This is a genomic window from Streptomyces sp. CB01635 (assembly GCF_002803065.1).
Lineage (GTDB): Bacteria > Actinomycetota > Actinomycetes > Streptomycetales > Streptomycetaceae > Streptomyces.
Map to the genome: position 1 here is coordinate 109,491 of NZ_NNBL01000016.1, position 20,385 is coordinate 129,875.

The following is a 20,385-nucleotide window of genomic DNA, read 5'->3' on the forward strand; positions in this document are numbered from 1 at the left end:
TACCGGCAGGATTCGGCAGGCTCATGGGATCAGACCTTCAAAGCAGGGTGCGGCTCAGGCCGGTTGATCTGGCGCGCGAGCACGGCCTGTCGACCCAGGCGGTCAGGAACTACGAGGAGGCCGGCATCCTTCCGGCCGCCCGTCGCACACCTCACGGCTACCGCACCTACACCTCGCTGCACGCGGGAGCCCTGCGCGCGTTCCTCGCCCTGCTGCCCGGCCACGGTCACCAGAGGGCGACATCGATCATGCGGGCGTTGAACGAGGGCGCGGCCGAGGAGGCGTTCCGCCTCATCGACGAGAGCCACGCCCAGCTCCTCGACGACCGCCGGACCCTTCAGGCCGTGGAGAACGCCCTTGTCGACCTGGAGGCCACCACCGCGCCCGAGCACGGTGCGGGGTCCGAGCCGGCTGCCGTGACCGGGCCCGGCGGCACGTTCATCGGGCCGCTGGCAGCCAAGCTCGGAATCCGGCCCGCGACCCTGCGCAAGTGGGAGGGCGCCGGGCTGGTGCACCCGCGCCGCGACGCGCGGACCGGGTACCGGGTCTACGACGACGCCGACGTACGGGACGCCCGGCTCGCCCATCAACTCAGGCGGGGCGGCTACCTGCTGGAGCAGATCGCCCCGCTGATCGCCCAGGTACGGGCGGCCGGCGGCCTGGAGCCGCTGGAGGCCGCACTGTGCGACTGGCGGGGCCGGCTGTCCGCCCGCGGGCGGGCGATGCTGACCGGGGCCGCAGAGCTGGACGCATATCTCCGCGAGCGCGGCTGAGACCTCGGTCGACAGCCGAAGGGAACGAGCGCCAGAGGCGGTTCCGTCTCGGCTGACCCGACCGCTGGTGTCGGCCCGGCAGGGGACTCGGGGTCCGGACTCGGGGTCCCCTCCGCAGGTCCGCCTTCAGGAGTTGTCCGACCGAGGACTCGCTCGTCGGGGGACGGCTGATCTACGCGGCCAGCTTCTGGCGGAAGCCCGGGAAGTCGGCGTCCGACCAGTGGTCGATGATCTTTCCGTCCTCCGGCAGTCCTGGCCGGAGATGGACAGCAAGCTGATCTCGGCGTTCGACGGCCTCGCCATCACGGTCTTCGACCAGCTTGCCGAGGGCGACAAGGCGGCCACTCGCCGGCTGTTGGGCACGCTTTCACGATGCGCTTCGTCGTACCGCCACTGTCGCGGAGGACGGGGTCGTGGTCCTGGTTGGTCCTGGTCGTGATCGTCAGGGCGAGGGCGCCCCCGCTGAGCGCTCCGCCGACCAGCCCGCGTCAGCTCATGGACTTCGTCATGTGCTGCCTCCTGCTGGTTTCGTCCAGGCCGTCGAGGACCTCGAGGACCTCGAGATGAGGATTTGCCGCGCAATACCGGTGCGGATTCGTCCCGTTGACGTGGCTCCGAGGATGGAGCCAGCTGACGCCTGGCCGCGGCGTGCTTGCTGCGCCTGCCCCGGCCGTCAGCAGCTCTTGCCCGACGCGGCCGCGGTAGCCCTCAACAGGTCTCGCACCAAGTCGAAGTCGATGCTCTCCGGTTTCCGGAATCGCAGGCAGCCCTTGCCCATGTCCTGCGCAGCCAGCCGCTCTGTGAACGCCTCCCGGACATCAGACCGCAGAAGATAGAACGAGACGTACTGCTTCTGGCTCGCGAAGGCGATCTCGGCAGCGCCGTCCCGCACGTATGCGGGCATTCCGTACGCCATGACCTCCTCGAACCCCTTGAGCTCCGTACAACACAGCTCCCGCAGCCTGGTCAGGGCTTCCCTGCGCCCCTCCGCCACCTCGTCGAGATACCCGTCGACGTCTTCCGCGCTGCTCTGCACCATGCAGTCGAGCGTACCCACCGGGACCCGGCCACCGGCCCGCTCACAACTCGGCGGGCCGCACCAGGGGCGGGAAGCCGAGTTGGCGAATGCCCTCCGCTTCCCGCCCTCTGTCATCCGCCGGATGTCCTGTGGCGGCGCCGACGCCAGTGCCACATTGCGCCGGCCGCGACGGAGGCAGTGAACAGGAGGATGCCCACGACCGGCCAACTGCTGTCGGCGATCCGCACGCCCGTGACAAGGGTGGCCGCGACCAGGGCGACCGGCACCAGAAGGGAGAGGAGGGTGCGGGCGGCGCCGGCGAGCGAGGCAGGATCGAGGTGCGACCGCCGCCGGGCGACCAGCGCGGAATCGGTGAAGTAGAAGGCTGTGGCCCGGTCCGTCAACCGGGTGGTGGCCTGGTAGTACGACATCGCCATGTAGGGCAGCCAGACCAGAGGGGCGACGACGCCCACCACGAAGACCAGCCCCAACAGAACCCATCGGCCTGCCTGCACCAGCCTGCGTGACCAGCCGGTGCGCTCGGGTGCGGTGAGCAGTCCCAGCACCCGGGCCATGCGCAGGGTCAGGTTCCACAGCACGACGGGATGCCGAAGCGCGGACCGCCGCTTGCAGATGGCCGAGTGTTCCCCGTGGCAGACCGCGAGAGCCTCCCGGGCCCGGACGGGGTTCTCGTGCACGCCCTGGAGGACGAGAAGCTCGGCGGCGCGGTCGTCGGCCGCGGGATCGCCGCCTCTCAGCGCGGCCAGCTCCAGGACCGTACGGGCCTGGCTGAGCAGCGCAGCACAGAACGCGACAGGTACGAAAAGCAGGAACGGGCCACCGACGAAGGCGCCTTCGGAGACCGTGGCACGCCGCCCCCTGGCCGTCACCAGCGCACGGAGCCCTGCCGGATCCATATCCGGGTGGTCCTTCCTGATACGCGCGACCGAACGGGCAGCGGCTGGGCCGACCCGCCGCACCGCGAAGGCTGCCAAGGTCTCCGGGAGGCACTGCGGATCGTCGAGTGCCACCCGGAGGAGCCACCGTGCGGGCGACAGTCCCGGAGGCGTGTCAGGGAGTTCTGATCGCGAGCCTGGCACGGGGTCACCACGCTTCTGTGGCCGCGGTGGGGCCCGGCCGTAGCTGCGCTGTTCGCCGACGCGTCGCCCGGACCGCGACGTAGGCCAGGACTGCGTCGGACAGCACACTCGGAGAGGTCAGGACCATGCCACCGGTGGAGGCGGTGACCATGAGGACCATGCGGGCGGTGAGCGAGCCCGAAACGGTCAGCGTGACCACGCTCGTCCTCCAGCGATCAGCCGGTCCTGGGGCTTGGGCAGTTTGCATAAGCGAACACATAGGGTCAAAAGGCGCATCTTTGATATATCGAGATTGTTGCAGCCATCGGAAGCTCAGTGCCGCAACGCCGTGCCAACCCATCTGTGGCCCCACCTTCCGGAGAGCTCGCGAGTACTCCGGGCGGTGGCCGTGCCGGTCTTGGTGTCCGCCGTGCGTGCCCGGCATCCGGCCGAGATCAGGCCGTTCCGGGCCCGAGGAGGATCGCGGCGGAAAGCACAGTGCCCTCCCCTGGAAAGGACGGCTTGGTCGTCGAGGTAGGTCAGGGCGAGTGCCGAGGTGGTGCCGCCGGAGCGTTCGCGGACGTGTGGCCTTCGTCATCGCATGCTCCCTCGGGGGATCGCCTCGGCAGGCGTGTCCACCATGACGGCACACCGGCCGGCCCCGAACCCGATCACCATCGAAAGGTGGACGGCGCTCACCGCCAGTCAGTCCCTCGCACTACATTTCAGTGTGCGTCTGCACCGCGCCGATGATCTCGGGCCAGAGTTCGCGCGGGCGGTCGTGGCCCATGTCGGGGATCAGCAAGAGCTTCGCTCCGGGGACGAGTTCCGCGGTGCGTTCCCCTCCGCTCGGGACGATCAGTGTGTCGTCCAAGCCGTGGATCACCAGAGTCGGTACCCGAAGGGTCCGCAGTGCCTCCGCACGCGAGCCGTCGAGGATCATCGCTCCGAGCTGACGCCCGACGCCTGCCGGGTAGTACGCCCGGTCGTAGCTCCTGGCAGCCAGCTCACGCAGGAGTGCGGCGTCTCCGTATCGCCTGGACGCCCACAGCAGTTCCCGGTCCGCCGCTGCGATGTAGCCCTCGCGGTCCGCCGGCTTCGGGCTCAGGAGTACCGCTTGGGCCTCGGGAACGGACTGGCCGTATTCGGGTTCGCCGGTCGAGGACATCATCGACGTCAGGGTCAGTACCCGGGAGGGCTCGGTGATGGCCATCTTCTGGGCGATCATTCCGCCCATCGAGGTCCCGATCACGTGAGCGCGTTCGATGCCCAGCGCGGTGAGCAGGTTGAGGCCGTCGGCAGCCATGTCCGTCAATGCGTACGGCACCATGGAGAGGGCGGAGGCAATGTCCCCCGAGCTCACGGCGGCGATGAACCGGCCCATGTCGACGGGGTGCTCGCCGAACCTGGTGGACAGCCCGCAGTCACGGTTGTCGTAGCGGATCACATAGCGCCCACGATTGGCCAGCGCACGGCAGAAGTCCTCGTGCCAGGCGATCATCTGGGCGCCGAAGCCCATCACCAGCAGGACGGGTGGGTCGGAGGGATCGCCGAACGTCTCGTACGCGAGGGACATTCCGGGCGAGACTTCGACGAGTGGCATGCCCGGATCTTCTCAGCATCGGCTGTCGCGGCGCATGTGGAATATCGGCCACCGCAGGTTGGCGCGGTCGACGCCCTCCACACGACACACAGACCCATTGCGCCCAGCGCCCCTGGCCCGTGGTCGGGGGTACGCGCTCCCCCGACCACGGGCCCGGACCGTACGGTCGGTGATGGGTCTCGTCAGACCTTCCTCGCATGGTGTGTCGTCAGGATGCGGTGGATCAGGCGGGCGCCCGCTCTGGCGGTGCGGTGGTCGGTGTCGAGGTCCGGGTTGAGTTCCGCGACGTCGACCACGAGCGGCTTTCCGCTCGCGGCCACCTTGGCGCAGACATGCTCGACGATCTCCATCTGCACACCGTGGGCGGCCGGGGCGCTGACACCGGGGGCCACCGCGGCCGGCAGTACATCGAGGTCGATGCTGAGGTGCAGGACGTCGTGGCTCTCGATGAACTCGTCAGTGAAGGCGTCGATCGCGGGCAGGTTGAGCACACCGCACTCGGTGTCCGGCAGGTAGCGCACGCCGAGCCGGTCGGCGGTGCGGAACAGGTGCGCGGTGTTGCTCGGCTGGCTGACGCCGAGCACCCGGTAGTTGAGCCGGTGCCCGCGCCGCTCCTCGCCCTGCGCCATCTGCAGGAACGGTGTTCCCGAGCTCGCGCGGACGTCGTCACGGAGATCGAAGTGCGCGTCCAGGTTCAGCACTCCGATCCGCCCGCCGGCCTGGACCGCCCGGGTGGATACGAGGCCGAGATACGTGCCGTACGCCACCTCGTGGCCCCCGCCGAGAACCACGACGGGAACACCCCGGTCGACGAGCGGGCCGACGACCTGCCCGAGGCGGTGCTGACCCAACTCCAGTTCCCCGTGGGTGACTTCGACGTCCCCGGCGTCGAGCGCGGCGAGCGGGGCGGGCAGGGCCATGGAGGAGAGGGCGGCGCGCAGTTCGCGCGGACCGTCCGCCGCTCCCTGACGGCCCTTGTTGCGGCGTACGCCCTCGTCGCTGCGGAAGCCGACGAACGCGGCGTCCCACAGTCCCGGGCCGCCGGTGTCGGTGCTGATCGCGTGGTGCCAGCGCAGGTGCTCGTCACCGTGGCCGTCGTCGCGGCCGTGCCAGCGTTCGGAGGCCGCGTCCACCGTGAGTTCGATGGTGGCGCCGACGCTCACCGGGAGTCCCCACCCTCGGTCATGGGGATGCGCACGCCTCGGTCGTGTGCAACGGAGGCGGCGTGCTCGTAGCCGGCGTCGACGTGGCGGATGACGCCCATGCCGGGGTCGTTGGTGAGTACGCGCGACAGCTTCTGCGCCGCGAGTTCGGTTCCGTCGGCGATGCAGACCTGGCCGGCGTGGATGGAGCGGCCCATGCCGACGCCGCCGCCGTGGTGGATGGAGACCCAGGAAGCGCCGGAGGAGGTGTTCACCAGGGCGTTGAGCAGCGGCCAGTCGGCGATGGCGTCGGAGCCGTCGAGCATCGACTCGGTCTCGCGGTACGGCGAGGCGACGGAGCCGGAGTCGAGGTGGTCGCGGCCGATGGCGAGCGGCGCGGACAGCTCGCCGCTCGCGACCATCTCGTTGAACTTGAGGCCGGCGCGGTGGCGTTCGCCGTAGCCGAGCCAGCAGATACGGGCGGGCAGGCCCTCGAACTCGACGCGCTCGGCGGCCATCTTGAGCCAGCGGTGCAGGTGCTCGTTCTCCGGGAAGAGCTCCATGATCGCGCGGTCGGTGGCCTCGATGTCCTTGGGGTCGCCGGACAGGGCCGCCCACCGGAAGGGGCCGAGCCCCTCTTCGAACAGCGGCCGGATGTGGGCCGGTACGAAGCCGGGGAAGTCGAAGGCGCGCTGAAAGCCGGCCTTGCGGGCCTCGTCCCGGATCGAGTTGCCGTAGTCGAAGACCTCGGCTCCGGCGTCGAGGAAGCCGACCATGGCCTCGACGTGGCGGGCCATCGACTCGCGGGAGCGGCGGGTGAAGTCGGCAGGGTCCTTGCGGGCCTGCTCGTGCCACTCCTCGACGCTCACGCCGACGGGGAGGTAGGCCAGAGGGTCGTGCGCGGAGGTCTGGTCCGTCACGATGTCGAGCGGCGCGCCCATTTCGAGGAGCTGGGGGAAGACCTCGGCGGCGTTGCCGGTGAGGCCGATGGACAGCGGGCGGCGGGCCTCCTTGGCCTCGATGGCGAGGCTCAACGCGTGGTCGAGGTCGTCGGCGGCGACGTCGAGGTAGCGGTGGGCGATGCGGCGCTCGATGCGGGTGGGGTCGACGTCGACGCAGATCGCGACGCCGTCGTTCATGGTCACGGCGAGGGGCTGGGCGCCGCCCATGCCGCCGAGTCCGGCGGTCAGGGTGATGGTGCCCGCCAGGGTGCCGTTGAACTTCTTGCGGGCGACGGCGCCGAAGGTCTCGTAGGTGCCCTGCAGAATGCCCTGGCTGCCGATGTAGATCCACGAGCCGGCGGTCATCTGCCCGTACATGGTCAGGCCGCGGGCCTCGAGGGAGCGGAACTCCTCCCAGTCGGCCCAGTCACCGACGAGGTTGGAGTTGGCGAGCAGGACCCGGGGCGCCCACTCGCTGGTGCGCATGACGCCGACCGGCTTGCCCGACTGCACGAGCATCGTCTCGTCGTCCTTGAGCGTCTTCAGGGTGCGCACGATCGCGTCGAACGACGCCCAGTCGCGTGCGGCCTTGCCGGTTCCGCCGTAGACGACCAGGTCTTCGGGATGCTCGGCGACCTCGGGGTCGAGGTTGTTCATGAGCATGCGCAGGGCGCCCTCCTGCTGCCAGCCGAGGCAGTTGAGTTCACTGCCACGGGGGGCGCGGATGTGGCGGGACTCGGGGGAAACGCCGGTCATGTTCTCTCCTGGTCGATGGCGGTGCAGTTGCGTGTTCCATGACAGGTGAGGCGCAGGACGCGTTCCAGCGGCGGTCGCCGAGATTCTCGGATCCGAGAACGTGGCTGGCTGACGGTGATGTGGGGCCGCTCCGGGGCGCGGGTTCCGTGCGGGCCGCCTCGCCTAGGATTGCCGTGGTGTTCGCGATGTGGCGCGACGGATCCATGGGGTACGAGGACGGTGGACGGCTTGGTCGTGGACGCTGCGGAGATCGCCCGGCTCTATGCGCGGCAGACGCCCGGTTCCGCCCCGGCCTATCAGCGGATCAAGGACCTCGTGGCCGGGGAGATCGTGGGTGGCCGCTGGGGCGAGGGCGAGGCGCTTCCCTCGGAGAGTCAGTTCGTCGAGTCGCTGGGCCTGTCCCGGATGACGATCAACCGGGCCCTGCGCGAGCTGAGCGCCGACGGCCTGCTCCGGCGTGTCATGGGCGTGGGCACGTTCGTGGCGCGGCGCAAGAGCAGCTCCGCGCTGGCCGGGGTGCACAACATCGCCGATGAGGTCCGGGGCCGCGGCCATGACTACTCGGCCAGGGTGCTGTCCCTGCGCGAGGAGCTCCCCGACCCCGAGATCGGCGCACAGCTCGGCCTCGACGGGCGGCGCAGCGCGTTCCGCTCACGTGTCGTGCACCTGGAGGACGGTGCGGCGGTCCAGCTGGAGGACCGTTACGTCCACCCGGACTTCGCCCCCGGCTATCTCGACCAGGACTTCACCGCGGGTACGCCGTTCACGTTCCTGTCCGAGGTCGCCCCGCTGGGCAAGGGCGAGCACATCGTCGAGGCGGTCCTGCCGTCCGCGGAGGAATGCGAGATCCTCGGCATCGGGCCGTCCGAGCCGTGTCTGCTGATCCAGCGCCGCACCTGGTCCGGGGATGCTGTCGTGAGCGTCGCGCGGCTGATTCATCCCGGGTCCCGGTACCGCCTGGTGGGGACGTTCGACGCGCACTGAGTCGGGCTCTGCCGTCGGTCTGCCTTCAGAGTGCCCGCGTGCCCGCGTGGGGGCGTCGGCCGGACATCGCGGCCGTCAGCCGTGCTGCCCCCTGCTCCAGGACCTCGCGGACGTGGTCGGCGTCGTGTCGGCTGTAGTGCCGTTGCCAGGTGCTGCTGAGTGCGGCGACAGGCCGTTCGTTGTGGTCGAAGGCCGCGACGCCCAGCGACCGGAAGCCTTCGGAGACCAGCTCGACCTCCTCGGACCAGCCGCGTGCGCGGTCGCGGGCCAGCAGGTCGAGGAGTTCGGACAGAGAGCGGGGTCCCTTGCCGGTACGGGTGATGAGATCCGCCTGCCGGGGGAAGAGGGCCCGGAGTTGGGCCGGGGACGCGTGGGCGAGGATGGCGCGCCCGTTGGCGGTCAGGTGGGCGGGCAGCCGGACGCCGACGTCGGTGACGAGGGAGATGTCCGCGTCGCCGGACCGGGTCGAAGTTGGCCGTTCCTTGAGCAGGTAGACGGTCTCCGCGCCGTGGACGATGCCCAGGTGCACGGTCTGTCCGAGACGGGCCGAGGCGCTGCGCAGGATGGGGCGCGCGAGGCGCTCCAGGGGTTCGTGGCGCAGATAGGCCGAGCCGATCTCGAAGGACGCGACCCCGAGACCGTACGCCTGCTCCTTGGGGAGATAGGTGACGAAACCGCGGTCCACCAGGACCGAGAGGACGTGGTACGCGGACGATCTGGGGATGTCGAGTTCGCGGGCCAGGGCCGCGGCCTGGACGGGGCCCGAGCGTCCGGCGAGGTGCAGCAGGATGTCCAGCGCGCGGCCGACGGCCGGTGAGGCACTGGACGCCGTTGTCCGTTCACCCATTGGTCCACCTCTTGACTCATCTGTATATACAGGAATATACAAGGGCCTTCGTCATGCGGGAGTGCTGACGAACGCCGTCGACCGGCAAGTGATTCAGCCCCGCCACCTCACCCGGAACTCGGCGTTCCCAAGGAGGACCTGCTTTGTCCACCGACACCACGTCCCTGCAGCGCGGGCTCAAATCCCGGCACATACGCTTCATCGCCCTGGGTTCCGCGATCGGGACCGGTCTCTTCTACGGCTCCTCGGAGTCCATCAAGGCGGCGGGGCCCGCCGTCCTGCTGGCCTATCTGATCGGTGGCGCCGCGGTCTTCCTCGTCCTGCGTTCACTGGGCGAGATGGCGGTGAGCCGCCCGTGCGCCGGATCCTTCGGCGAATACGCGACAAAATACCTCGGACCGCTGCCGGGATTCCTCACCGGCTGGACGTACGCCCTCGAAATGGTCTTCGTCTGTCTGGCGGACATCACGGCGCTCGGCGTCTACATGAGCTTCTGGTTCCCCGACGTGCCGCGGTGGATCTGGCTCCTCGCGGCCGTCGGCATCATCGGCGCGATGAACCTGTTCAGCGTCAAGGTCTTCGGTGAGCTGGAGTTCTGGCTCTCCTTCGCCAAGGTCGTCGCCATCATCGCGATGATCCTCGCCGGCCTGGCGATCATCGTCTTCGGCTTCGGCAGCAACGGCGGCGCGGGCATCTCCAACCTGTGGAGCAACGGCGGGTTCATGCCCAACGGCATCCAGGGCCTGGTCCTGTGCTTCGCCGTGGTGATGTTCGCCTTCGGCGGCACCGAGATCATCGGGGTCACCGCCGGCGAGGCGCAGAACCCGGAGAAGACCATTCCGAGCGCCGTGAACTCGATCCCCATCCGCATCGTGCTCTTCTACGTGCTGACGCTCGCGGTGCTCATGTCGCTGAACCCGTGGCAGCACATCGGCGACAAGGGCAGCCCGTTCGTCGAGATCTTCGCCGGACTCGGCGTCGCCTCCGCGGCCGCCGTGCTGAACGTCGTCGTCATCATCGCGGCCCTGTCCGCGATCAACAGCAACATCTTCGCCGCCGGACGCATCATGTACGGCATGGCCGAGCGCAACCAGGCTCCGTCCGTCATGCGCCGCCTGTCCCGCAACGGTGTGCCGTGGATGACCGTCGTCATCATGATCGGCGCACTCCTCTGCGGCGTCGTCCTGAACTACCTCATGCCCGAGCGGGTGTTCCTCGTCATCGCCTCCATCGCGACCTTCGCCACGGTGTGGGTCTGGCTGATGATCCTCCTGTCCCAGGTCAGCGCCCGCCGCAAGATGTCCCCGCAGGAGGTCGCCACGCTGAAGTACCCGGCGCCGTTCTGGCCCTACGGCCAGATCATCACCATCGCCTTCATGGTCGGCGTGGTGGTGCTCCTCGCGTTCTCGGACAGCACCCGGATCGCGCTGCTCGTCGGCGGTGTGTGGCTGTCCTTGATGACGTGCGTGTACTACCTGTGGCTGCGTCCCCGTGCCCGGCGGGCGGCATTGGCCGACGCCGCGCCGCAGGTCGTACACGGGGAGGGCAAGGAACCCTCGGACGAGATCGATTCCAGGGCCGGTGCGGAGCCCGTGCACCAGCGATAACGGCGACAGCAAGGGCCGGCGGAACCGCGAGAGCGACGGTTCCGCCGGCCCTTTTGCGTGGTGTCGAGACCGCCCGCGCAGCTGCGATCTGCGCGAGATTCCGGCGCTTGCGGCAACTGTCTGGGATCCCAGACAGTAACCCTCCGCAGCCACTGACGAAGAGGTTCCGTTTTCGGGCTTCATGGAGTCATGAACGAAACCTTCGTAGGGGTCGGCCCCCTCTCCGTCGCCGATGTCGTGTCCGTCGCCCGGCACGGGGCCCGCGTGACCCTCACCCACGAAGCCCTGGGCGAGATAGCCCAGAGCCGCAAGGTGGTCGAGAACCTCGCCAACGACGTCGTGCCCCACTACGGCGTCTCGACCGGCTTCGGCGCCCTGGCCACCCGTCACATCCCGCTCGAACTGCGCGCCCAGCTCCAGCGCAGCCTCGTGCGCTCGCACGCCGCCGGCTCCGGCGCCGAGGTCGAGCGCGAGGTCGTCCGCGCCCTCATGCTGCTGCGCCTGTCGACGCTCGCCACCGGCCGCACCGGTGTGCGCCCCGACACCGCCCAGGCCTACGCCGACCTGCTCAACGCCGGCATCACGCCGGTCGTCCACGAGTACGGCTCGCTCGGCTGCTCCGGCGACCTCGCCCCGCTCGCCCACTGCGCCCTCGCCGTCATGGGCGAAGGCCAGGTGCGGGACGCGAAGGGCGACCTGATGTCCGCCGCGGACGCGCTCGCCGCCGCCGGTCTCTCCCCCGTCACGCTGCACGAGAAGGAGGGCCTGGCCCTCATCAACGGCACCGACGGCATGCTCGGCCAACTCGTCATGGCCGCGCACGACTTGCAGATGCTGCTGCGCACCGCCGACATCGCCGCCGCCATGAGCGTCGAGGGACAGCTCGGCACCGATGCCGTGTTCGCCGCCGACCTCCAGGCCCTGCGCCCGCATCCGGGCCAGGGTTCGAGCGCCGCCAACCTCACCGCTCTCCTCAAGGGTTCGGAGATCGTCGCGAGCCACCGCGGACCTGAGTGCACCCGGGTCCAGGACGCCTACTCGCTGCGCTGCACGCCGCAGGTCCACGGCGCCGCCCGTGACACGCTGGCGCACGCCGAGACGGTCGCCTCGCGTGAGCTGGCCAGCGCCATCGACAACCCCGTCGTCACGCCCGACGGTCGCGTCGAGTCCAACGGCAACTTCCACGGCGCGCCCGTGGCCTGCGTCCTGGACTTCCTGGCCATCTCCGTCGCCGACGTCGCCTCGGTCAGCGAACGCCGCACCGACCGCTTCCTCGACGTCGCGCGCAACCAGGGCCTCAACGCCTTCCTCGCCGACGACCCGGGCGTGGACTCCGGCCACATGATCGCCCAGTACACCCAGGCGGGCATCGTCTCCGAGCTCAAGCGCCTCGCCGCGCCCGCCTCGGTCGACTCCATCCCCTCCAGCGCCATGCAGGAGGACCACGTCTCCATGGGGTGGGCCGCGGCCCGCAAGCTGCGCCGCGCCATCGACGGCCTGACCCGTGTGGTGGCGGTCGAGATCCTCACCGCGGCCCGCGCGCTCGACCTTCGTGGCCCCCTGGCCCCGGCGCCCGCCACGGCGGCCGTCCTGGCCGGACTACGCCGCGATGTCGAGGGCCCCGGCACGGACCGGTACCTCGCTCCCGAGATCGAAGCCGCCGTGCAGTTCGTGGCCACCGGCGGCGCCCTCGCGGCCGCCGAGTCGGTGACCGGTCCGCTGAGCTGAACCGATCGGACCTGGTTCCTGTGATCACTCGGACCCGGTCCCTGGGACCGTTGCGACCTGGTCCGAGCAGACCGAACTCCCGCCGCCGGCCCGTCCGGCGGCGGGAGTTCGGCTTCTACGCGAGGTGTCCCGCCACCCGCGTACGAGCGGTCGCGTCGGCCACCCCGCCGATGCGCCGGCTCAGTTGGTTCGCGGTACGGGTCACCTGCGCGGCGATCCGGCGCTGTTGCTCGGCCCCGACCTCGTCGCCGCGAAAGGTGACCGCCACCCCGGCGACGGGGTGTGCGCCGTGGTCGAGGACCGCGGCCGCCACGGACGCGAAGCCCGGTGTCACCTCGCCGTCCTCCGTGGCGTACCCGCGTCGGCGTGCCTCCACGAGGAGTTGGCGCAGCGCGGTCAGCGAGCCGGGACCCGACTCGTTGCGCAGGACGAAGGCCGACGCGTCGGGGAACAGGGCCCGCACCTGTGCCTGCGGCAGCCGGGCCAGGACCGCCCGGCCGCTTGCGGTGAGGTGGGCCGGCAGCCGCACACCCACCTCGGTCACCAACGGGGCACGTCCCGGCGCCCGTTCCTCGATCACGTAGATGACCTCGCGGCCGTGCAGTACGGCGAGGTGCGCATTGTGGCCCGTGCTGTCGACGAGCTTCGCCAGCGGCACCCGCGCCAGGCGCTGGAAAGGCGCCTGCCTGCTGTATCCGGAGGCGAGTTCGAAGGCGCTGACGCCCAATCCGTAGCGTCGCTCCTCCAGCAGGTGCACGACGAATCCCTCGCGCGCCAGGGTGTCGAGCAGGTGGTAAGTCGTCGAGCGGGGAAGCCCGACGTCACGGCTGATCGCCGCGGCGGGTACGGGCCCTGCCTGGCCCGCGAGATAGCGGAGGATGGCCAGCACCTGGGCGGCGGCGGGAACGGAAGACATACCGGGAGGTTACGTCCGCGCGCAGGCGCCGCCGCGGACCACCCGGGCGAAGTCTGGGATACGAGACGCATTGCAGGCGGCGGCCCTGGCACGGCCCCCGGCGCCTGGTGCTTGATGGAAGCCCCCGGTGCGGACGAGCGATGGAACGCCGTCCGCGCCGGGCACTCACTCATCCGCTGCCCGGCCGTGTGCCCACGGATCAGGCACCTCGCCCACCGCTCCCGTGTTCCCCTCGCCAGCGCCGGCCAGCGCGTCGTCCCGCCCACGTGAGGAATCCCGCGCCCCCCGTTCGATCTCCGCCGTCCCGAGACACGACGTCACAACCAAGGAAGCCACACGATGGGTGACACACCCGCCAATCCGCCTGCTGGGGCGTCCGGTTCACCGGTCGCCGGCGTGTACAGCAGCGTCCGTCAGCTGCGTGCCGACGCCTGGAGCTCGCTGACCGAACTCGCACGCCAGTGGGCGTCCGACACCTCCGGCGCAGCCCACCGGCAGTCGACGCAGGAGCTCCTGGACGGACTCTTCCGGCAGTTGCTGCCGATCGAGAACTGCTGGGCCTTCCCCGGCAAGACCGCCTTCGCCGAACTGCGTCGCCTGCGCACGGCCGAGGACCGGTACGGCCTGGCCCGGCGCACGGACGAACTGCATCGCGCCCTCGGCACGGAGTCGTACCGCGGCGCGACGCCCCGCCCGGCCGAACCGACCGCTCCGGCCGGGGAAGAGCCGCTGCCGGGCGGGACAACGCCCAAGCCGTACTTCGAGGTCCTCGTCGTCGGCGAACTGACCGCGGCGGAGGAGGAGGCGCTGCGCGTCTCGCTGCGCGGCCGGCGCCGCGCCGAGGACGAGTTCGTGTACGAGATCGTCGTCGCGCCCAGCTTCGAGGACGCGGCGATGGCGGTCCTGGTCAACCCCGGTCTGCAAGCCGTGGTCATCCACCGGAGGTTCGCCGACCGGTCCCCGTACGACCTGAGCGTCGTCGCCGGCCTCGTCGAACAGCCGCCGGTCGACCCGTACGCGCAGGACGGGCCCTACGAGCAGCGGGCTCAGGCGCTCGGCGCGCGGCTCCTCGAACTGCGGCCCGAGATCGACCTCTATCTCATGACCGACGGCTCGGTGGAACGGATCGCCGGCGTGCTGAGCAGCGGATTCGCCCGGGTCTTCCACGCGCGCGAAGGGCTGCTCGAACTCCACCTGTCGATCCTGCACGGCGTCCGCGAACGCTTCCGCGCACCGTTCTTCACCGCGCTCAGAGCACACAGCAGACGCCCGACCGGTGTCTTCCACGCCCTGCCCATCTCCCGCGGAACCTCGCTGCTGACCTCGCACTGGATCCCTGAGATGGTCGAGTTCTACGGGCTGAACATCTTCCTCGCCGAGACCTCCGCCACCTCGGGCGGCCTCGACTCCCTGCTGGAGCCGACGGGCCCGCTGCGGGAAGCCCAGGACCTCGCCGCCAGGACGTTCGGCGCCCGGCAGTCGTACTTCGTCACCAACGGCACGTCCACCGCCAACAAGGTCGTCGTACAGGCCCTGGTGCGGCCGGGCGACATCGTCCTGGTGGACCGCAACTGCCACAAGTCCCACCACTACGGACTGATGCTCGCCGGCGCCCAGGTGGTCTACCTCGACGCCTATCCCCTGGACCGCTACGGCATGTACGGCGCCGTGCCCGTGAAGGAGATCAAGCGCAAGCTGCTGGAGCTGCGGCGGGCCGGGCTCCTCGACCGCGTCAAGATGCTGATGCTGACCAACTGCACCTTCGACGGCATCGTCTACAACCCGACGCGGGTGATGGAGGAGTGCCTGGCACTCAAGCCCGATCTGGCGTTCCTCTGGGACGAGGCATGGTTCGCCTTCGCCCGCTTCCACCCGGTCTACCGCCGGCGCACCGCCATGGCCGCTGCCCGCACCCTCACGGCAAGCCTGCGCGGCCAGGACCTCGCCGACCGGTACGCCCTGCAGCAGCGGGAGTTGGGGGACGACCCCGACGACGAGACACTCCTCGACCACCGCCTCGTCCCCGACCCCGCCAAGGCCCGGGTCCGGGTGTACGCCACACAGTCGACCCACAAGACCCTCACGTCGCTGCGCCAGGGTTCCATGATTCACGTCTTCGACCAGGACTTCAGCCACCGCACGGCGGAGACGTTCCGCGAGGCGTACATGACGCACACCTCCACCTCCCCCAACTACCAGATCCTCGCCTCCCTCGACCTGGGCCGAAGACAGGCCGCGCTGGAGGGCTTCGAGCTGGTGCAGAAGCAGCTCGAACAAGCAGGAGTGCTGCGCGACGCGATCGATCAGCACCCGGTGCTCAGCCGCTACTTGCGCTTCCTGACGACACCCGACCTGATCCCGGGCGAGTTCCGGGCCTCCGGCGTGGAACAGCCGCTGCGGACCGGTCTGGCGCGGATGTCGGCGGCGTGGGAGGACGACGAGTTCGTGCTCGACCCGACGCGGGCGACCCTGCACATCGGTCTCACGGGCATCGACGGGGACACGTTCAAGCACGAGTACCTGATGGACCGCTACGGGGTGCAGGTCAACAAGAGCACCCGCAACACGCTGCTGTTCATGACGAACATCGGCACCACGCGCAGCGCCGTCGCCTACCTCATCGAGGTGCTCCTGAAGATCGTCGAGGAACTGGAGGACCGCAAGGACGAGTTGGGCCCGCCCGCTCTGCGCAGGCCGGACGCCGATGCCGTCCGGGACACGGTCGTCGCCCTGCCCGACTTCAGCGCCTTCCATGCCGCCTTCCGACCGGGAGGCCGTACCCCCGAAGGGGACATCCGCCGGGCCTTCTACCTGGCGTACGACGAGACACAGTGCGAGTACCTGTCGGCGGACGAGGTACGCGAGGGCATGGCCGGCGGCCGGGACGTCGTGTCGGCCACGTTTGTGACGCCGTACCCGCCCGGGTTCCCCGTGCTGGTCCCCGGGCAGGTCGTCAACGAAGCCGTACTCGACTACATGCGGGCCCTCGACACCCGGGAGATCCACGGATACCGGCCTGAGACCGGTTACCGGGTTTTCACCGAGCAGGCGCTGAAGGAGCAGCAGACGCTCCTCGAGTCCGGCAACGGCCCCTGGGCGGCGGCCTGATCGGTCCGGTCCCCGTGCCGGAGCGCCCTTCTCGTCCGGCTTCGACGAATCCGGTGCGGGCACGGGACCAGGGTCAATGCCTCGACACGGGAATTACCGACCGCTTAGTATCCACGAGGCAGGTCACCCACCCCCTCGCGTATCCCACACCAGACAGTCGCCGGCGTCAGCCCTGGCAGACAGCGCAGACAGCCGCGACGGAGAGGCCGCCCATGAACGGCGCGCAGTCGCTGATCCGTACTCTCGTCGGTGCCGGTGTCGAAGTGTGCTTCGCCAACCCCGGCACATCGGAGATGCACTTCGTCGCTGCGCTCGACTCCGTACCCGAAATGCGCGGCGTGCTCGGCCTGTTCGAGGGTGCCGTCACCGGGGCCGCCGACGGATACGCGCGTATTGCCGGCAAGCCGGCCGCCACCCTGCTCCATCTGGGCCCCGGCCTCGGCAACGGGCTGGCCAATCTCCACAACGCGCGCCGGGCCCACACCCCCATCGTGAATGTGGTGGGCGACCACGCCACCCATCACAAGAAGTACGACGCTCCTCTGGAGTCCGACATCGAGCCGGTGGCAGGTTCGGTGAGCGGCTGGGTGCGGCGCAGCGGCCAAGTCGCGGAGGTCGGGGCCGACGCCGCTGCCGCGGTGGCGGCGTCGATGGAGGCGCCGGGACAGGTCGCGACGGTGATCCTGCCCGCCGACGCGTCCTGGGACGAGGGCGGTCAGGTCGCCGAACCGCAGCCCTCGCGCACTTCTGCGGCTCCCGATCCGCAGACGGTGTCATCCATCGCCGACATCCTGCGCAGCGGCGAACCCGCCGCGCTCCTGATCGGCGGCGCGGCCTGCCGTGAGCCCGGCCTCGTCGCGACCAGTCGGATCGCGAACGCCACCGGCGTGCGTGCACTGGTGGAGACCTTCCCCGCTCGGCTGGAGCGCGGCGCGGGCCTGCCCGCCATCGAGCGCCTCCGCTACCTCGCCGAGCAGGCCGTCCGCCAACTCGACGGCGTCAAACACCTGATCGTGGCGGGCACCCGCTCGCCGGTGTCGTTCTTCGCCTACCCCGGCAAACCGAGCGACCTGGTACCGGAGGGCGCCCAGGTGCACACCCTCGCCGATCCGTCCCAGGACGTGGTCGCCGCTCTGGAAGCGCTGGCCGAGCGAGTGGCCGCGGACACGCTGCCGACCCTGGCCGAGCCCGCCCTCCCGTCCCTCCCGAGCGGCCCCCTCACCGCGAACAACTGGGCCGAAGTCATCGGCGCCCTGCTCCCCGCCGGCGCGATCATCTCGGACGAGGCGAACACCTCCGGCGCGGCCCTGCCTGCGGCGACGGCCGGCGCGCCCCGGCACGACGTCCTCACCCTGACCGGCGGCGCGATCGGGCAGGGCATCCCGGTCGCCACCGGGGCGGCGATCGCGGCACCGGACCGGCCGGTCATCAACCTGGAGGCCGACGGCAGTGCGATGTACACGATCTCGGCCCTGTGGACCCAGGCCCGCGAGAACCTCGACGTCACCACCGTCATCCTGAACAACAGTGCCTACGCCGTACTGCGCCTCGAAATGCTGCGGGTCGGCGCCGACCTCTCGGGCCCAGCCGCGAAGACGCTGCTCGATCTCTCCTCGCCCGACCTGAACTTCGCCAAGATCGCGGAAGGGATGGGTGTCCCGTCGTCACGAGCGACCACCTGCGAGGAACTCGCCGAGCAGCTCCGCCGCGCGTTCGCGGAACCGGGCCCCCATCTGATCGACGCCGTGGTCCCGCCTCACCTGTAGGGCGCTGCTCCGTAGGGTCCCGCCAGACCGGCCGGTCAGTGCACGCCGAGGCACCCGCACCTCGACACGGCTACTCGGGCAGAGGCCGGTCCTGCACCACGTTCTTCATGACGAGGGTGGAGGTCAGGCGCTGCACGCCGGGGAGTTGGGCCAATTGCTGGTCGTAGAGCTGTTGGTAGGCAGCGAGGTCTGCGGTGGCGACGCGCAGCAGGTAGTCCGGATCCCCGAAGAGGCGCTGCGCCTGGATGACGTGAGGGATGGCGCTCACGGCCTCCTCGAAGGCGGTGACGGTGTCGCGGTGCTCCCAGCGCAGGGTCGCGAAGACCAGGGCTTCGAAGTCCAGGCCGACGGCCGCCGGGTCAACGACGGCGCGATAGCCGCGGATGGCGCCCTCGCGTTCGAGATCCCGCAACCGGCGGTGGCAGGGCGAGACGCTCAGCTGTACGCGGGCGGCCAGCTCGGTGATGGTCAGGCGGCCGTCCAACTGCAGCTCGGTAAGAATTTTCCGATCCATGGCGTCCATGAGGAAGATTCTCCCTCAGATGACGAGATCACGGAGTAAAGGCAGGAACACTTTCGGGCAGATCACACCTAATCTTCCCTCTCAAGCACGGAACGCGAGAGGGACCGATTGATGGACACGACAACAGTGGCGGCATTTCTGGCGGTGGATCTTCTGCTGGTGTTCACTCCGGGCGCGGACTGGGCTTACGCGATCTCGGCAGGGCTGCGGGCCCGGTCGGTCGTCCCGGCGGTCACCGGGCTGATAGCCGGATACATGGGCTACACCCTGCTGGCTGTCGTGGGCCTGGTGGCGATCGTGGCGAGTTCGGCGACCGCCCTCACCGCGCTCACAGTCGCCGGCGCCGTCTACCTGATGTGGCTGGGCTGGGGCGTTCTGCGGCGGCCGGCGGTCCTGGGCGCGTCCACCGAGCCGATGGCCACCTCGCGCGGGCAGATCATCCTCAAGGGCGCTGGGATCAGCGGACTCAACCCCAAGGCGCTGCTGCTGTACTTCTCGCTGTTCCCGCAGTTCATCCGCCCCGCGGACGGCTGGCCGGTCGCCGCGCAGACGGGGTTGCTCAGCGCGCTCCACATGACGGCGTGCGCCGTCGTCTACCTCGCGGTCGGCGTTCTCGCCCGCACTGTCCTGAGGACCCGGCCCTCGGCAGCCCGGACCGTCACCCGCGCCTCCGGCGCCATGATGATCGTCATCGGCGGCTTCCTTCTCGCCGAACGCCTGGCCGTCTGACGAAGGCGGCTCACAGAACTCACCCGCAGAACCCGATGTCCGACGAAGGAGAACACGTGGCAGGCCACGAGCAGCAGGAGCAGGCAAGCACCGAGGTGCAGGAGCGCATCCGGGCCAGTTTTGCCCGCCAGGGCCTCATGGCCCACCTCGGTGCACGGCTCACCCGCATCGCACCGGGCGTCGTGCACATCGCGCTCCCGGCCCGGCCTGAAGTCACACAGCAGCACGGCTACTTCCACGCCGGCGCCACCAGTGCCGTCGCCGACAGCGCGGGCGGCTACGCGGCGTTCACCCTGTTCCCCGAGAACACCGAGGTGCTCACGGTCGAATACAAGATCAACCTGCTCGCGCCCGCCCTCGGGGACCACCTTGAGGCGATCGGAACCGTTCTCAAGGCCGGCCGAACCCTGACCGTGTGTCAGCTGGAGGTCTTTGCCGCTCAGGACGACGGCACACGCAAGCTCGTGGCCAACGGACAGCAGACACTGATCCGGGTGAACAGGACCGCCGAGCAGTGATCAGGCAGGGACCGTACCGCCGGCAGGCACCGGGCGCTGCCGGCCGGACTCGTCCACGCCTCTCATCGAGTGTTCCTTCAACCTCATCTTTAGGGTGAGAGTTCGGCGCCCCTCCGCGACCGGCCACGGGGGGGCAGCGGGTGTGATGGATGGTGCATGACGTGCATGGTGAGGTCTAGACCGTGACGACCGGGCCGAAGATCTCCTCTCGGGCGGCTTCGGCCCCTTCGGGCACGTCGACCAGCAAGGTCGGGGCTAAGAAGTAGCCGGGCCGGTCGATGCCACCGCCTCCGGTCGAGGCACGCATGGTCGCGCAGCCGCCCGACACCGGCCGGAGAGCCTCCGCC

Annotated in this window: 18 protein-coding genes; 8 read left to right on the forward strand and 10 right to left on the reverse strand. The window is 69.9% G+C overall.

Annotated elements, in window-relative coordinates:
- Positions 1–23 precede the first annotated feature (23 nt).
- Positions 24–773 (forward strand): TioE family transcriptional regulator, encoded by a 750-nt coding sequence (locus tag CG723_RS30740; protein ID WP_100596781.1) that lies wholly within the window; start codon positions 24–26, stop codon positions 771–773.
- A gap of 673 nt (positions 774–1,446) precedes the next feature.
- Here CG723_RS30740 and CG723_RS30745 read toward each other — a convergent pair.
- The 6 genes from CG723_RS30745 to hutU form a co-directional block, all read right to left on the reverse strand.
- Positions 1,447–1,812: a DUF1801 domain-containing protein gene (locus CG723_RS30745; RefSeq protein ID WP_100596846.1), complete on the reverse strand. Its 366-nt coding sequence runs from the start codon at positions 1,810–1,812 to the stop codon at positions 1,447–1,449.
- A gap of 110 nt (positions 1,813–1,922) precedes the next feature.
- The gene (locus CG723_RS30750) at positions 1,923–2,708 is read right to left on the reverse strand and encodes a hypothetical protein (protein WP_100596782.1); all 786 of its coding nucleotides are present in this window, start codon (positions 2,706–2,708) and stop codon (positions 1,923–1,925) included.
- 187 nt (positions 2,709–2,895) lie between these two features.
- Positions 2,896–3,090 (reverse strand): hypothetical protein, encoded by a 195-nt coding sequence (locus tag CG723_RS30755; RefSeq protein ID WP_100596783.1) that lies wholly within the window; start codon positions 3,088–3,090, stop codon positions 2,896–2,898.
- A gap of 498 nt (positions 3,091–3,588) precedes the next feature.
- Positions 3,589–4,473 carry an alpha/beta fold hydrolase gene (locus tag CG723_RS30760; protein ID WP_100596784.1) on the reverse strand — a complete coding sequence of 295 codons (885 nt, stop codon included), beginning with the start codon at positions 4,471–4,473 and terminating at the stop codon, positions 3,589–3,591.
- 182 nt (positions 4,474–4,655) lie between these two features.
- On the reverse strand, positions 4,656–5,636 hold the full coding sequence (gene hutG / locus CG723_RS30765; RefSeq protein ID WP_234374605.1) for a formimidoylglutamase: 981 nt from the start codon (positions 5,634–5,636) through the stop codon (positions 4,656–4,658).
- Positions 5,633–7,312 (reverse strand): urocanate hydratase, encoded by a 1,680-nt coding sequence (gene hutU, locus CG723_RS30770; protein ID WP_100596785.1) that lies wholly within the window; start codon positions 7,310–7,312, stop codon positions 5,633–5,635. The genes hutG and hutU overlap by 4 nt, the downstream gene beginning before the upstream one ends.
- Positions 7,313–7,546: 234 nt before the next feature.
- Here hutU and hutC point away from each other — a divergent pair, with 234 nt between their 5' ends.
- Positions 7,547–8,296, forward strand: coding sequence for a histidine utilization repressor (hutC, locus tag CG723_RS30775; RefSeq protein ID WP_234374611.1), 750 nt, complete (start codon positions 7,547–7,549; stop codon positions 8,294–8,296).
- Between the two features lie 25 nt (positions 8,297–8,321).
- Here hutC and CG723_RS30780 read toward each other — a convergent pair whose 3' ends face one another.
- Positions 8,322–9,143, reverse strand: a complete 822-nt coding sequence (locus CG723_RS30780) for an IclR family transcriptional regulator (RefSeq protein ID WP_100596787.1) — start codon at positions 9,141–9,143, stop codon at positions 8,322–8,324.
- A gap of 143 nt (positions 9,144–9,286) precedes the next feature.
- On the opposite strand from CG723_RS30780, the gene CG723_RS30785 reads away from it, so the two are divergent.
- Together CG723_RS30785 and hutH are read left to right on the forward strand one after the other, a co-directional pair.
- A complete protein-coding gene (locus tag CG723_RS30785) occupies positions 9,287–10,750 on the forward strand; it encodes an amino acid permease (protein ID WP_100596788.1) in 1,464 nt (487 codons plus the stop codon).
- Between the two features lie 189 nt (positions 10,751–10,939).
- Positions 10,940–12,478 (forward strand): histidine ammonia-lyase, encoded by a 1,539-nt coding sequence (hutH, locus tag CG723_RS30790; RefSeq protein ID WP_100596789.1) that lies wholly within the window; start codon positions 10,940–10,942, stop codon positions 12,476–12,478.
- A gap of 115 nt (positions 12,479–12,593) precedes the next feature.
- On the opposite strand, the gene CG723_RS30795 is transcribed toward hutH, so the two are convergent.
- Positions 12,594–13,394, reverse strand: coding sequence for an IclR family transcriptional regulator (locus CG723_RS30795; protein ID WP_100596790.1), 801 nt, complete (start codon positions 13,392–13,394; stop codon positions 12,594–12,596).
- Positions 13,395–13,733: 339 nt separating this feature from the next.
- On the opposite strand from CG723_RS30795, the gene CG723_RS30800 reads away from it, so the two are divergent.
- On the forward strand, positions 13,734–16,502 hold the full coding sequence (locus CG723_RS30800; RefSeq protein WP_100596791.1) for an aminotransferase class I/II-fold pyridoxal phosphate-dependent enzyme: 2,769 nt from the start codon (positions 13,734–13,736) through the stop codon (positions 16,500–16,502).
- A 212-nt stretch (positions 16,503–16,714) separates the two neighbouring features.
- A complete protein-coding gene (locus tag CG723_RS30805) occupies positions 16,715–18,268 on the forward strand; it encodes an acetolactate synthase large subunit (protein WP_100596792.1) in 1,554 nt (517 codons plus the stop codon).
- A gap of 70 nt (positions 18,269–18,338) precedes the next feature.
- Here CG723_RS30805 and CG723_RS30810 read toward each other — a convergent pair whose 3' ends face one another.
- Positions 18,339–18,791, reverse strand: coding sequence for an Lrp/AsnC family transcriptional regulator (locus CG723_RS30810; RefSeq protein ID WP_100596793.1), 453 nt, complete (start codon positions 18,789–18,791; stop codon positions 18,339–18,341).
- A gap of 111 nt (positions 18,792–18,902) precedes the next feature.
- Here CG723_RS30810 and CG723_RS30815 point away from each other — a divergent pair, with 111 nt between their 5' ends.
- Together CG723_RS30815 and CG723_RS30820 are read left to right on the forward strand one after the other, a co-directional pair.
- A complete protein-coding gene (locus CG723_RS30815; protein WP_100596794.1) occupies positions 18,903–19,520 on the forward strand; it encodes a LysE family translocator in 618 nt (205 codons plus the stop codon).
- Between the two features lie 137 nt (positions 19,521–19,657).
- The gene (locus CG723_RS30820) at positions 19,658–20,038 is read left to right on the forward strand and encodes a PaaI family thioesterase (protein ID WP_234374612.1); all 381 of its coding nucleotides are present in this window, start codon (positions 19,658–19,660) and stop codon (positions 20,036–20,038) included.
- A 175-nt stretch (positions 20,039–20,213) separates the two neighbouring features.
- On the opposite strand, the gene CG723_RS45925 is transcribed toward CG723_RS30820, so the two are convergent.
- Positions 20,214–20,345: an aldehyde dehydrogenase family protein gene (locus tag CG723_RS45925; protein WP_199841951.1), complete on the reverse strand. Its 132-nt coding sequence runs from the start codon at positions 20,343–20,345 to the stop codon at positions 20,214–20,216.
- Between the last annotated feature and the right edge of the window lie 40 nt (positions 20,346–20,385).

Bases quoted from the DNA above. Each gene is read 5' to 3' on its own strand.
- CG723_RS30740 (WP_100596781.1), top strand. From the start codon at position 24: ATGGGATCAGACCTTCAAAGCAGGGTGCGGCTCAGGCCGGTTGATCTG.
- CG723_RS30745 (WP_100596846.1), bottom strand. From the start codon at position 1,812: ATGGTGCAGAGCAGCGCGGAAGACGTCGACGGGTATCTCGACGAGGTG.
- CG723_RS30750 (WP_100596782.1), bottom strand. From the start codon at position 2,708: ATGGATCCGGCAGGGCTCCGTGCGCTGGTGACGGCCAGGGGGCGGCGT.
- CG723_RS30760 (WP_100596784.1), bottom strand. From the start codon at position 4,473: ATGCCACTCGTCGAAGTCTCGCCCGGAATGTCCCTCGCGTACGAGACG.
- hutU (WP_100596785.1), bottom strand. From the start codon at position 7,312: ATGACCGGCGTTTCCCCCGAGTCCCGCCACATCCGCGCCCCCCGTGGC.
- CG723_RS30780 (WP_100596787.1), bottom strand. From the start codon at position 9,143: ATGGGTGAACGGACAACGGCGTCCAGTGCCTCACCGGCCGTCGGCCGC.
- hutH (WP_100596789.1), top strand. From the start codon at position 10,940: ATGAACGAAACCTTCGTAGGGGTCGGCCCCCTCTCCGTCGCCGATGTC.
- CG723_RS30795 (WP_100596790.1), bottom strand. From the start codon at position 13,394: ATGTCTTCCGTTCCCGCCGCCGCCCAGGTGCTGGCCATCCTCCGCTAT.
- CG723_RS30800 (WP_100596791.1), top strand. From the start codon at position 13,734: ATGGGTGACACACCCGCCAATCCGCCTGCTGGGGCGTCCGGTTCACCG.
- CG723_RS30805 (WP_100596792.1), top strand. From the start codon at position 16,715: ATGAACGGCGCGCAGTCGCTGATCCGTACTCTCGTCGGTGCCGGTGTC.
- CG723_RS30810 (WP_100596793.1), bottom strand. From the start codon at position 18,791: ATGGACGCCATGGATCGGAAAATTCTTACCGAGCTGCAGTTGGACGGC.
- CG723_RS30815 (WP_100596794.1), top strand. From the start codon at position 18,903: ATGGACACGACAACAGTGGCGGCATTTCTGGCGGTGGATCTTCTGCTG.
- CG723_RS30820 (WP_234374612.1), top strand. From the start codon at position 19,658: ATGGCCCACCTCGGTGCACGGCTCACCCGCATCGCACCGGGCGTCGTG.
- CG723_RS45925 (WP_199841951.1), bottom strand. From the start codon at position 20,345: ATGCGTGCCTCGACCGGAGGCGGTGGCATCGACCGGCCCGGCTACTTC.